We start from the raw sequence: 12,776 nt of genomic DNA on the forward strand, positions 1-12,776 counted from the left end.
TTCGCCCGCCGGGACGCCCAGCCCCGCCGCCACCCGGGCGGCGACCTCGGCGGCCGTCAGGGACCCCTTGAACTTGTCCGGGGCCACGAGCACGTATTCCACTGCCGACTCCTCGCGTGCTGTTACAGAATGGCTCTCGTCCTCCTGCCCGGTGCGAGCGGGCAGGAGGACGCGTCCATCATCACACCTGCGGGCCGCCCCTACCGGTGGACTTCCCTGGCGATGGTGAAGCCGCGTTCCTCGGCCAGCCGCACGAGGCGGCGGTGGGCGTGCGCGCCCGCGCGCCCCGACTCCTCCTGGTCCACGGTGGTGAGCCGGTCGTCGGCGACGACGGTCCTGCCGCCGACGAGCAGCCGGGCGAGGGGCGGCTGGCGGGCGGCCATGACGAGCGCGAAGACGGGGTCGTCGACGGCGGCGGCGAAGGCGGTGTCCATACGCCAGAGGGCGAGGTCGGCGAGCTTGCCCGGCTCCAGGGAGCCGAGTTCGCCGTCGCGGCCGAGATTGCGGGCGCCGCCCAGGGTGGCCAGTTCGAGGGCCTTCCTGGCGGTGAGCGCGGTGGGGCCGTGGACGGCCCGCTGGAACAGCAGCGCCTGGCGCATCTCGCCGGACAGGGTGGTCAGCTCCGAGGAGGCGTTGCCGTCCACGCCGAGCCCGACGTTGACGCCGCGCCGCAGCATCTCACTGACGGGGGCGATGCCGGCGCCGACCCGGCCGTTGGAGGTGGGGCAGTGGGCCGAGCCGGTGCCGGTGGCGGCGAGCTTGTCCATGTCGGCGGCGGCGAGGTGCACGGTGTGGGCGAACCACACGTCGGGGCCGAGCCAGCCGAGCTTGTCCATGTAGTCGACCGGGCGCATGCCGAACCGGGCGGCGCAGTGCTCGTCCTCGTCCGGGGTCTCGGCGAGGTGGGTGTGCAGGCGCACGCCCTTGGCGCGGGCCAGCCGGGCGGCCTCGGTCATGAGCTCGCCGCTGACGGAGAACGGCGAGCAGGGGGCGACGGCGACGCGGAGCATCGAGGACGGCGACGGGTCGTGGTAGGCGTCGATCGCCGCCTCGGTGGCGGCCAGGACGGTGTCGCGGTCCTCGACCACCTCATCCGGCGGCAGCCCGCCCTGCGAGTGTCCCCTGTCCATGGAGCCGCGCGCCGGGTGGAAGCGGATGCCGAGGTCGCGGGCGGCCTCGATCTCGGCGGCGAACAGGTCTCCCCTGCCCGAGGGGAAGATGTAGTGGTGATCGCTGGACAGCGTGCAGCCGGACAGGGCGAGGTAGCCGAGCCCGGCCGCGGCGGCGCCCTTGACGACCTCGGCGTCCATGGCGGCCCACACCCGGTAGCTGGCGACCAGCCACTCGAACAGGGTGGCGTCCTGCGCGAGCCCCTGGGTGGCCCACTGGTAGAGGTGGTGGTGGGTGTTGACCAGTCCGGGGGTGGCCAGGCAGCCGGAGCCGTCGATCCGGGGTTCGCCCGGTGCCTGCGGAGCCGGTCCGGGACCGAGTTCGGCGATCCGGTCGCCCTCGATCCTGATGTATCCGGAGGGGATGTCGGGGCCGGTGACCGGCGCGATGTGGACCCCTTCGATGATCATTCGCCGCCCGCCTTTCGCGACGCGGCCAGCCGTACCGCGTCGAGGATCTTCTCGTAGCCCGTACAGCGGCACAGGTTGCCGGCCAACGCCTCGCGGATCTCGGCGTCGGATGGTCGCGGTACCCGTTCGAGCAGGTCGTGGGCCTGCACGAGCAGGCCGGGGGTGCAGAACCCGCACTGTACGGCCCCGCACTCGACGAACGCCTCCTGCACCGGGTCGAGCCGGTCGCCGTCGGCCAGGCCCTCGACCGTGCGCACCCGCCGCCCCTCCGCCTGTCCGGCGGCGACCAGGCACGAGCAGACTGGCAGGCCGTCCAGGTAGACGGTGCACGAGCCGCACTCGCCCTGCTCGCAGGCGTTCTTGGAGCCGGGCAGGCCGACGCGCTCGCGCAGCACGTACAGCAGGCTCTCGCCCGGCCACACGTCGTCGACGGTCTCGTGCCTGCCGTTGACGGTGAAGCTCACGCGCATCAGGCGGCCCTCGCTCTCCGGTAGTCGTTCCACGCCCAGGTGAGGGTGCGGCGGGCCATCACGGCGATGGCGTGCCTGCGGTAGTCGGCGGTGCCTCTGACGTCGTCGATGGGTGCGGCGGCGGCCGCGCACAGTTCGCCGAAGCGCCGCAGCAGCGCGTCGTCCAGGCGGGCGGTCCAGTCGAGTTCGGCGGCCAGGAACTCCTCGGCCTCGGCGGCGCGGCGGGGGGTGGGGGCGGCCGAGCCGATGCCGGTGCCGACGCGCCGCCGCGCGGGGTGCAGCGCCACGGCGAAGGAGCAGACCGCGATGACCATGGCGTTGCGGGTGCCGACCTTGGAGAAGTACTGCGGGCCCGTCGCGGTCGTGACGTGCACGGCTCTGATCAGCTCGTCGGGACGCAGCGCGCTGCGTTTGACGCCGACGTAGAACTCCTCCGCGGGGATCATCCGCACGCCGCCGTCGCGTGAGGCGACCTCGACGAGCGCTCCCCCCGCCAGCAGCGGCGGGTGGCTGTCGCCCGCGGGCGAGGCGGCCCCCAGGTTGCCGCCGACGGTGCCCCGGTTGCGGATCTGCGGCGAGCCGACCGTCCGCGACGCCTGCGCCAGGCCGGGCAGCGCCGCTCCCAGTTCGTCGACGACCCGCGCGTACGTCACCCCGGCGCCCACCCGGTGGACCCCGTCGTGCTCGCTCCACTGCGACAGTTCCGCGATCCCGGTGAGGTCGAGCAGCGCTGGTGGCCTGCGCACGTCGAAGTTGATCTCCACCATGACGTCCGTGCCGCCCTGGATGGGTACGGCCTCCGGCTGCTCCGCCTTCGCGGCCAGTGCCTGCGCCCAGGTCGTGGGCCGTAGGAACTCCATCGTCACTCCCAGGCGAATCCGGCGTCCGGCGCGTCCTCGCGCAGCACGCTGCCCTCGATCAGCCCGTAGGGGCGATCGGCGGCGTAGTAGACCTCGTTGTCGTTGTCGAGGCCGAACGGGGCGAGGTCCACGAGGAAGTGGTGCCGGTTCGGCATCGCGAACCTGATCTCGCAGAGGCCGGGGCCGCCGGTCAGGGCGCGCTCGCCCATGGCGTACAGGGTCTGCTGGAGGGACAGGCTGTGGGTGCCGGCGAAGGCGTCGAGCAGGTCCTGCCGTACGCGGGCGTGGGAGGGGCCGTAGTCGGCGGGGGGCCGCGCGTGCCGCCAGCGGGCCGTGACGGCGGTGGCGAGCACCCGGTCGGTGGTCGGCCGCAGCGTCGTGTACCCGTCCTGGAGGAAGCCGTGGAACTCGGAGCCGGTCGAGTTCAGCACCACGAGGTCCTTCAGGCCGGACACGACGGTGCTGCGGCCGTCGCGGTCGTGGTGGACCAGGCAGGTGCGCACCTCGGTGCCGTCGCGGACGAACGAGTGGCCGCGCTCGGGCAGGCGCCGCCACAGGTACTCCTCGATCTCCACGCGGGCGTGATGGATGGTCGGCTGGGTGTCGACGAAGTGGGCGGCCAGCAGGAGCGCGAAGTCCTCGATCTGGCGCAGGCCGTGCTTCTTGGCGAAGGCGTAGACGGTGTTCTTCTGCGTGTCGGTCGGCAGCACGGCCGCGTTGTCGCCGGTGAGGTGGACCTGCTCCATCTCACCGGACAGCGAGGTGCTGACGTTGACGTCCTTCAGGTGGTGGACGTCGCCGTCCCTCACGACGCGCACGAGCCGCGTCTCCGCCTTCCCGTAGCGGTTCGGACCGAGAACGACCTGCATCTAGCTCCCTCGGTAGGTGGAGTAGGCGAACGGGCTGATCAGCAGGGGCACGTGGTAATGCCGGCCGGGGTCGTCGATGGTGAAGGTGATCGCGACCTCGGGGTAGAAGGCGCTCAGCTCGCCGGTGTCGAACACCAGCCGGTACACGCCGGGGCCGGGGTTCCAGTCCCTGATGCGGCCGTCGGCGTCGGTGCGGCCCTCGGCGACCGGGCGGCCCTCGTGCTCCAGCCGGACGCTCACCCCGGCGGCCGGGCGGCCGGTGGCGGCGTTCAGGACGTGGGTGGAGAAGCTCATGGCGCCACCAGCTTCGCCATCCGCAGCCGGGTGATCTTGGCGAGTTCGTCGCGGACGACGTGGCGTTCGCCGTCCGCGTCGTTGCCGAGGCGGCCGGTGAGGCGTTCGAGCAGTTCGCGGCCGGTGAGGCCGGTGGCGCAGACGAGGTAGACGTGGCCGAAGCGCTCCTCGTAGGCGCGGTTGCCGTCGGCGAGGGCCGCGCGGTCGGCGGTTTCGACGCCCGCCTGCTCCTGGCGCGACCAGCGCTGCGTCGGGCGCTCGCCGATCCTCGGGTGGGCGCCGAGCGCCTCCAGGACGTCGGGCCAGCGCAGGGCGCGCACGGCGGCCTCCGCGCAGGCGGTGAGCGAGTCGAGGTCCCGGTACGGCCGCAGCCGGGCGACGGCCCGCGCGAAGGCGCGCGAGCCGCAGCAGGCCAGCAGCGCGCTCTCGGCGTCCTTCTCGCTGAGCGCGTTGAATTCGGACAGGCCGGCCGGGTTCCGAGGGTTCGGCATGTCAGCAGTACACACACGGGGCTTCGGGGCGGTCCATCCGCAAGAACTCCCAACTGCCCCAGGGGTCGGTCACGACTTTTCGTGTCATGCTCCAAGCCGGGCTTGGAGCAACCCGCACCGGCAGGCGGGGCGGGGCCGACCCCGCCGGGCCTAGACTGGCCGCATCATGAGTGTGAAATCCCTGATCGGCGGGCATGTGTCGGTCGCCGGCGGCCTGGCGACCGGCGGCCTCAAGTTCATGGCCGACATCGACGCCGAGATGATGCAGGTCTTCGTCACCAACCCGCGCGCGTGGGCGCTGACGGCGGGCAGACCGGAAGAGGACGCCAGGCTGGCCGAGTCCGGCGTCGAGTGCTTCATCCATATCCCCTACATCGTCAATTTCGGCTCTCCCAATCCCGACACGCTGGCCAATTCGGTCGAGCTGACCCGCTACACGCTGCGGCGGGCCGTCGAGACCGGCGCCAAGGGCGTGGTCGTGCACACGGGTTCGGCGGTGACCCAGCCGCGCGAGGCGGCGATGGCGCAGTTGCACGAGCACCTGCTGCCGCTGCTGGACGAGATCCCGGACGGCGGCCCCGACCTGCTGCTGGAGCCGATGGCCGGGCAGGGCGCGATGCTGTGCGCGACCGTGCAGGACCTCGAACCGTACCTCGGGGCGCTCGACTGGCACCCGAGGGCGGGTGTGTGCTTCGACACCTGCCACGCGTTCGCGGCCGGTCACGACCTCGCGGCCGAGGGCGGGATGGCGCGGACGCTCGACGACCTGCACCGGATCGCGCCGGGACGGTTGCGGCTGATCCACGCCAACGACTCGAAGGACCCGATGGGGTCCAAGCGGGATCATCACGAGAAGATCGGGCAGGGGCACATCGGGCTGGAGCCGTTCCGGGAGCTGTTCCGGCATCCGGAGAGCGCGGGCGTCCCGGTGTGCATCGAGACGCCGGGCAAGATCCCCGACTACCGCACGGACATCGGCCGCCTCAAGTCCCTGCGCGACGCGCTCTGAACCACTCTCTGTCACGGCCCGGCCCCGCCCACCCCCCTCCCCCGCACGCCGCCAGGGCCTCAACGGCGCCACTCCCCGCTCCCCCGTCCCGCCGCCACGACGTCCGGTCACGCCTCTGACGGCGCCCGGGGGCCACGGTCGTCCTGGCCGCTCTTCTGGAGCGGGTGCCGCACTGCCGGGGGCACCACTGTGATGGACGTCGGAAAACCTTCGGGCCGTCTCCATCCGAAGACGGTTGAGGATTCGCGTTGACGCCCCAGGACGAAAGTTGAGTTGCGAGCTGTTCGGTGGCTTCGCCGGGTCGCACCCTGCTTTCCGAGGCGGATCGGATTACTGCCGGTGTCAAGGTCATGCAGTGAAGGCAAGCCCCTGAGAAACAACCAAGGGGGAATCGTTGTCCCTCTTAATTCTGCGACTGTATGTCATTTCAGGAATAAAGAATTCTCTCTGTGCGGCGACCCCGAGGGCCTCGGCGATTTCCAACGTCGTCAGCCTTCAACCGGGCCAGGCGCGGATGCAGACCTCGGCGTCGTGGAGAAGACCGGGCAGCAGCGAACCGACTTCCGTCCTCCGGTGTGTGCTGTTGTGCCACAGACGCCAGGCGGAATCCACCCGGGCCTTGAGAGCTTCCGGGGTGACCGGAGCCAGAGACGGCGTCGAAGGGAGGGAAGCACCGTGGAGGGCCGCCCGGATCTCGGACACGGCCGGGTGCGACCGCTTCCCGATGGCGTCGGCAGGGATGCTGACCGGATCACCCGTGAGGCTGGACAGATCGGACAGACGTAGCGCTTGGGCGAGACGTACCAATGCGTGAGGGAATGAATGGGACGCCGACCGGACTCGATCTTCCAGAGCCAGGCAGGAGACATCCCGACAGGGCCGGCGAGTACGGGGCGACTCATCCCTTTGCGTTCGCGAATAGGGCGGACGCGATCACCGGCCGGAAGACCTGACGGGAATTCGGGTGTAAGGCTCATCTGACACCGCCGCGGGAATGGGGAATGTCAGTCAGCAGGGTACGCCCGCCGTCCTCGTGACGGCCGAGACGAGCGCGATGAAAGCCACGCGGCGGGGTCATCGGTTCGTGCGCCACGCCGACGACGGCCGGGTCTTCGCGCGACGCGAACGAGCGGGTGTTCGGGTCGATCCCAGCGCGCTGCGGCGGCCGAAGGGCCGGCTCCGGGGGCCGACCAGCCGAAGGTGGAGCGTGTCGACGGTCTGCGGACTTGAGCGCGACCTCCGCTTCGACGTCGTGCTCAGCCGTTCAGATGAAGAACGGGTCGATCCTCACAGCACGGATCGTCAGGAGCGCCGAAGAGAACCGCGACGGGTCCGGCGCCCGCCGCATCCGGGTCAGGCTCGGATTCTCCCGGTCCCGGGTGGCCACCTGCCCGGATGTGCTCGTCATCGGGGAGACCAGGAGGACCTGCCGGTGTCCGCCCAGTTCCTACTCCTCGCCCTCGAACGGCACCACGTTCTGGATCATGCGTCCACGCTGAAGGGTGGACCGAGTGAACGGCTCGCCGGAAGCCATGGCGACGCGGTGTGTCAGTTTGCTCACAGCGGCTTCTCGTGGGCCCTTCAAGGCCGGACAATGACATTTCTCGATCATGTGGAGCCGTTCCGTGTAGAGGTTGATCTGTCGCAAGATGTCGGCGGCTCCACACCCGTTTCGGCCACTGTGATACTCGAATTCGATCTGCCCGGATCTCTTTCGTCGAGAACATCTCCGACGCCGTCCAAAGCCCGAAGAAGGTCGCGATCCCCGGCTACTAGATATACGAATGCAGTACCCATTATTATGGAAATATCGGCAACAAAAGTGCCACGTTAGGGGAATGGTGAAAGGCTGGGGGGACGGTTGGAAGCCCAGATACTCGGGCCGCTGAGTATCAGCGACGGCCATCGAACGATTCCCGTGAACTCCGGCCGTCAGCGCGCGCTACTGGCCGCACTCTTGGCAAAACCGAACCAACCTCTGTCGGTGGAACACCTGATCGAGGTCCTCTGGGGCAGGTATCCCCCGGACAACGCCAGAGTAGCTCTGCGTACCTATGTGATGCGGCTGCGTCAGGCGCTGGGCGACGAACTGGGCGGCAGGATCGTGACCCGGCCGCAGGGCTACCAGCTCAGAGCCGAGGTGCATGAGGTAGACCTGCTGATGTTTCAACGGCACGCGATGAGCGCGAGGTCCGCCGTACGGGAGGGCGACTGGAGGGCGGCCGCAGGAGAGCTGCAGCGAGCGCTTGGGCTTTGGTCCGGCGAGCCTTTCACCGAGGTGCCGTCCGCAAGCCTTCGGGAACGCGAGCTGCCCCACCTTGAGCAACTTCATCAGCGGACTCTGGAGCTGCACTACGAGACCCAGCTCGCACTCGGGCATCACGATGACATCGTGTTGGAGCTCGAACGAGCTGTCGAGTCACATCCGTTCCGTGAGCGGTTCTGGGCTCAGCTGATGACGGCCCTCTACCGCAGCAGGCGTAAGAGCGACGCTCTCGCCGCCTTCCAGAGGATTCGCCGCGAGCTCGTCAAGGAGCTGGGCAGCGAGCCGGGGCTCGAACTGCAGCAACTGCATCTGGCGATACTCAAGAACGACGAAACCCTGGTCGCGCCGCAAACCAGTGAAGAACCAGAAGTCCGACAGCAGGTGACCGAGTCGCCCGCGATGGTGCCCCGGCAACTGCCCGCAGCCCCGTATCACTTCACCGGACGGGTCGACGGGCTGAGAGTACTCAACCGAGTGCTGAGTCAGACCCAGCGAGAGGACAGGACGGCTGCCTCCGTCGTGGTGATCGGCGGCATCGGGGGCATCGGCAAGACTGCTTTGGCCGTGCACTGGGCACATCAGGTGGCAGATCTGTTCCCTGACGGCCAGCTCTTCCTCAACCTCCGAGGCTTCGAGACCTCGGACAACCCGATCGAGCCGGAGACCGCGCTCCGGTCCCTGCTCAACGCGCTCCGCGTTCCGGTAAGTCAGATCCCGGCCCAGTTGGAGGCGCAGGCGGCCCTGTTCCGAAGTGCGCTCGCCGACAAACGGGTGCTGTTGATTCTCGACAACGTCAGGGACACCGAGCAGGTACTTCCCCTGATCCCGGCTTCGCCTGGCTGCCTGACCGTCATTTCCAGCCGCAACCAACTGACCGGTCTCCTGGTCAGCACCGGCGCCCAGTCGATCAGGTTGGGGCCGTTGCGGATGGACGAGACGGCCAAGCTGATCGAGGAATTCGTCGGGGACGAGCGGGTCAGGGCCGAGCCCGAGGCGGTATCCACGATGGTCGCGATGTCGGAGTGCATTCCGCTCGCGGCCAGCATCCTGGCCTCGATGACCCTCAGCCAGCCGTCGTTGCGACTCGCGGACTTCGTGGAGATGTTCAAGGAAACGCTGAGCCCGCTGGACCGGCTGGAAACCGGCGACACCGCGACCAGCATGCGGTCCCTGCTCCACGGCTCCTACCGGCACCTGACCGACGATGGACGCAGGCTGTTGCGCTTCTTCGGCCTCCATCACGGAAATCAGGTGACCACCGCGGCGGCGGCCACTCTCGCCGGGATGTCCCTGGCGAACACGCAGAAGGCTCTCACCAACCTCGCGAGAAACCACCTGGTGGAGAATGTGAGGCCGGGGCAGTACTCGATGCACGACCTGGTCCGCAGCTTCGCCGCGGAGGTCGTGAACCAGGAGGAGCTTGAGGCCGACCGGCGGTTGGCCTCCAACCGGGTGCTGGATTACTACCTCCACAACGTTCACAGAGCTGTGGGACTGGTCATGCCCACCCGCCGCCTCACCCCGCTGCCCACCCTGCAGCGCGGAGTGCTCACGACCCATTTCCAGACGGTGGCCGAGGCTGGAGCTTGGTTCGAGGACAACCGGGGCTCGATCATCGCAGCGCTTCTCAAGGCACAGGACGACGGTTTTCCCAACCACACGTGGCGAATCGTCGAGGGGCTCGCTCCCTTCCTGGAACGGCTCGGCCACTGGCACGACTGGTATCGGGTGGCCAAGAACACGGTCGATGCGACATGTGCCCTCGCCGATCCGTACGCCGAGGCCATCGCTCGGCTGGAGTTCGGGAGTGCCACAGACTTGCTGGATCCCGCAGGCGAAGGCGCCGAGCCGGAACTGGTCCGCGCGCTCGCCCTGTTCGAAGAGATCGGCGACATCGGCGGACAGGCCAGGACCCATCACCGTCTCAGCCTCTACAGCGGCAGGCGTCACCGGAAGCACGAGTGCCAGCACCACGCCGAGCGGGCATTCGACCTGCACACCAAGGATGACAACCCGGTCGGGCAGGCCGAGGCGCGCAACGCGTTGGGTTGGTACTTCGCATCGGTCGGCGAGTACGACACGGCTGTGTCGGCCTGCCGCGAGGCGCTGACCCTCAATCGCGAGTGCGGAAACCTGGCCGGCGAGGCCGACGTGTGGGACAGCCTCGCCTACGCGTACCAGAGCAGCGGCGACCTTGACGCGGCCGAGGAATGCTACCGGCAGGTGATTCCCATGGACGAGCAACTTCCCCGGCTTGGGCACCGCTACAACCAGGCCGAGACCTTGAGCAGGTACGGCGACCTCAGACAAGAACTCGGGGACACAGCCGGGGCGCTGCGGCTCTGGCGCAGGGCCCAGGAACTCCTGGAGGAACTCAACCACCCGTTGCGCGATGCGGTTCAGCAGAAGATGCTCGGCCAGTGAACGTCACCTGTTCCTGCCGATGGCATACCAGGCGGGGACGAGGGCCAGCACGGAGATCGCGCCCATGATGATCCAGGCAGGCTTGCCGAGGTTGCTCCAAAGGACGACGCCGGCAGCGGGCCCGACAGCGGTTCCGATACCGAACATCGCGTGGGTGGCCCCCTGATAGCGCCCGCTGCTCTCAGGAGGGGCGGCGAGGGCGGGGTAGGCGAACATCGACGGCCCCTGGATGATCTCGGCGAGTGTCCAGAGCAGGGTGCCGATGACGAACACCGCCAGTCCACCGGGCAGCGCGTACGCGGCCATACCGGCGCCCAGCAAGAAGAAGCCGACTGTCACCACCCATCGCATCCGCCACGTCTGGACGATCTTGGTCATCAGCAGCTCGAAGCAGATCACGATCGCACCGTTGATCGCGAGCATGACTCCGTACCAGAAGGTGTCGAAGCCCGCCTCGCGGATGGCGAGCGGAAGGGTGCTCATGTACTGGATGTACACCGCAGAGTTGAGCATCACAGCGATCAGGAAGGCGACGAAGCGGCGGTCGCGCAGGACCACCCCGTACCCACCTCCATGGTTGACGGGGGTGGCGGCTGATGCGACGGGTTTGCGCGGCAAGGCCACCAGGACGACCACGGCGTAACAGAGCGCGGCGGCCGCCTCACCGTAGAACAGCAGATCATAGGAGACCGCGGCCAGGGCCGTTCCGAGCAGCGGAGCGGCGGTGGTGCCCAGGTTGAGCGCCAGCCGGTACATCGCGGTGATCATCACCTGCCGGTCGCCCGAGGTCAGCGCGGCGATGTACGAGGAGGCCGCCGGCCGGTAGACCTGGCTGATCGTCCCGACCAGAGCCACCGCCGCCAGCAGTCCCGGGTACCAGCGGATGTGCAGCACGGCGACGAGGAGTACGGCGGTTCCCACCATTCCCAGAACGATGGTCATCCGGGCGCCGATGCGGTCGGCCAGTGTGCCGCCGATCAGCACGCCCAGAACGGAGCCCGCACCGTAGACGCCTAGCGCGATCCCTCCTTGGACTCCGGTGAAACCACGGGTGGTCATGAAGAGGATGAGGAAGACCTGGACGAACGAACCCAGCTTGTTGACCAGCACACCGAAGAGGAGCGCCTTCACGGCGAACGGCGACTCGGTGAAGGTCGCGAGTACACCTACTTTCCCCGCGTGGGTGGTCACCGGGCCTCTGTCCTTTCCCTGATCTGTAATGCTTTGGCCGCCTGGTCGAGGGCGGCCACGCACTCTTGCCCGGTCGGGGCGACCGCGGTGGCGTACGCGATCCGGCCCATCAGCAGGCCGCGCGGTGGCGGGGAGACGGTGTCGCCCGGCATGACGACGGCGACTGCTCGGTCGATTTCGGCCGGCAGCGCCGCAGCGTCGAACTTCACGCTGTCGATAACGGTGTCGTCATGCTCGGGATAGAAGAACCGGACCGCCGCCACCAGGTCGCGTTGCACGTCGAGCACCGGCTCGACGCCACTGGCCAGCGCGGCGATGACCAGGCCAGGGTCGATGCCTGAGGCGACCATCCCAAGGTAGGGGATCATGTCACCCCCGAGCCGGGCGTTCACCTCGATGACCTTCGGGATCGGGTCGAGTTTCAGCTCGGCGTGAGTCCAGCCGTGGGTGAAGCCGAGCGCAGTGTGGGTGTCCTGGAGAAGGGCGAGGAAGGCGGGGTCTTGCAGCAGCGGGTCATGGTTCGTGACCACATGGCCGGTCTCCTCGAAGTAGGGCGGGTAGCCGGTTTGTTTACGGCCGACGAACAGCGGTGTCACGCGCCCGCCGACGACCACGGAGTCCACACTCACTTCGGGTCCGGCGAGATACTCCTCAACCAGAACTGACTGGTCGAACTCGGGCATATGTGCCACGGTTGCCTGGTCCGCGAAGGCGAAGGATTCGGCCATCTTCTCGGCAGAGCGCACCAGCGACACGCCATAACTGGCCGCTGCGGCCCGGGGCTTGACCACCACGGGATAGCCGATGTTCTCGGCTGCGGCCATGGCCTCTTCGAGGGTCCCGGCCAGAGCGAACTCCGGCTGTGCGAGCCCGGCCAAGGCGAGGGCGGAGCGGCCCTGGTGTTTGTCGCGGCAGCGCCACACCGCCTCGGCAGGAGTATGTGGCAGGCCGAGTCTCTCTGCGACGCACGCTGCCTGGTGGACCCGGGACTCGTCCCAGCAGATCACGCCGCTGACCGGCTCACGCGCATTCAACTCGGCGGCCGCCACTGCGAGTGTGTCGGTGTCGGTCGCCGTGACGACGGTGCTGCCGACCAGGTAGGGGTCTTCCCAGGTGGTCGGGGTCAGGGTGAACAAGTGGATCCGGTAGCGGGTACCGATGCTCGCCAGTAGGTACTCACGGTAATTCTGCAGGCCCGTCACGATCAGGATGAGCAGGGGCCGTTCTCCTTGGGCGTGAATGACGACTCTCCAGGGGACGATCGGCTGCTAAGTGAGTAATCATCCCGTGGCATCCGTATCACGCAGGTATCACCGGTGGTC

The 12,776-nt window shown here is 68.6% G+C and carries 12 protein-coding genes; 2 read left to right on the plus strand and 10 right to left on the minus strand.

What is annotated here, in order from left to right; translation table 11 throughout:
• From ABD120_RS18160 to uraD, 7 genes are all read right to left on the minus strand, one after another.
• Positions 1-93 (minus strand): glycerate kinase (locus ABD120_RS18160; RefSeq protein ID WP_425563997.1); only part of this gene is annotated, 93 nt, incomplete at its 3' end.
• Positions 94-200: 107 nt separating this feature from the next.
• Positions 201-1,580, minus strand: a complete 1,380-nt coding sequence (locus ABD120_RS18165) for an 8-oxoguanine deaminase (protein ID WP_343951095.1) — start codon at positions 1,578-1,580, stop codon at positions 201-203.
• Entirely contained in the window at positions 1,577-2,050 is a 474-nt protein-coding gene (locus tag ABD120_RS18170; RefSeq protein ID WP_343951227.1) for a (2Fe-2S)-binding protein, read from the minus strand. Before ABD120_RS18170 ends, ABD120_RS18165 begins: the two co-directional genes overlap by 4 nt.
• The gene (locus tag ABD120_RS18175; protein WP_343951096.1) at positions 2,050-2,910 is read right to left on the minus strand and encodes an FAD binding domain-containing protein; all 861 of its coding nucleotides are present in this window, start codon (positions 2,908-2,910) and stop codon (positions 2,050-2,052) included. Before ABD120_RS18175 ends, ABD120_RS18170 begins: the two co-directional genes overlap by 1 nt.
• Before the next feature lie 2 nt (positions 2,911-2,912).
• A complete protein-coding gene (gene pucL, locus ABD120_RS18180; RefSeq protein ID WP_343951097.1) occupies positions 2,913-3,779 on the minus strand; it encodes a factor-independent urate hydroxylase in 867 nt (288 codons plus the stop codon).
• Complete coding sequence (uraH, locus tag ABD120_RS18185) at positions 3,780-4,073, minus strand: hydroxyisourate hydrolase (protein WP_343951098.1); 294 nt, start codon at positions 4,071-4,073, stop codon at positions 3,780-3,782.
• Positions 4,070-4,564: a 2-oxo-4-hydroxy-4-carboxy-5-ureidoimidazoline decarboxylase gene (gene uraD, locus ABD120_RS18190; protein ID WP_343951099.1), complete on the minus strand. Its 495-nt coding sequence runs from the start codon at positions 4,562-4,564 to the stop codon at positions 4,070-4,072. The genes uraH and uraD overlap by 4 nt, the downstream gene beginning before the upstream one ends.
• Before the next feature lie 166 nt (positions 4,565-4,730).
• On the opposite strand from uraD, the gene ABD120_RS18195 reads away from it, so the two are divergent.
• Positions 4,731-5,573 (plus strand): deoxyribonuclease IV, encoded by an 843-nt coding sequence (locus ABD120_RS18195; RefSeq protein WP_343951100.1) that lies wholly within the window; start codon positions 4,731-4,733, stop codon positions 5,571-5,573.
• 488 nt (positions 5,574-6,061) lie between these two features.
• Here the strand turns inward: ABD120_RS18195 and ABD120_RS39805 are convergent, their stop codons facing one another.
• A complete protein-coding gene (locus ABD120_RS39805) occupies positions 6,062-6,550 on the minus strand; it encodes a helix-turn-helix domain-containing protein (protein ID WP_425563994.1) in 489 nt (162 codons plus the stop codon).
• Between the two features lie 941 nt (positions 6,551-7,491).
• Here ABD120_RS39805 and ABD120_RS18200 point away from each other — a divergent pair.
• Positions 7,492-10,263: an AfsR/SARP family transcriptional regulator gene (locus tag ABD120_RS18200; RefSeq protein ID WP_343951228.1), complete on the plus strand. Its 2,772-nt coding sequence runs from the start codon at positions 7,492-7,494 to the stop codon at positions 10,261-10,263.
• 3 nt (positions 10,264-10,266) lie between these two features.
• Here ABD120_RS18200 and ABD120_RS18205 read toward each other — a convergent pair whose 3' ends face one another.
• Together ABD120_RS18205 and ABD120_RS18210 are read right to left on the minus strand one after the other, a co-directional pair.
• Positions 10,267-11,454: an MFS transporter gene (locus ABD120_RS18205; protein WP_343951101.1), complete on the minus strand. Its 1,188-nt coding sequence runs from the start codon at positions 11,452-11,454 to the stop codon at positions 10,267-10,269.
• A complete protein-coding gene (locus ABD120_RS18210; RefSeq protein WP_343951102.1) occupies positions 11,451-12,656 on the minus strand; it encodes an ATP-grasp domain-containing protein in 1,206 nt (401 codons plus the stop codon). Before ABD120_RS18210 ends, ABD120_RS18205 begins: the two co-directional genes overlap by 4 nt.
• Between the last annotated feature and the right edge of the window lie 120 nt (positions 12,657-12,776).

This window comes from Nonomuraea longicatena (genome assembly GCF_039525605.1).
Classification (GTDB): domain Bacteria; phylum Actinomycetota; class Actinomycetes; order Streptosporangiales; family Streptosporangiaceae; genus Nonomuraea; species Nonomuraea longicatena.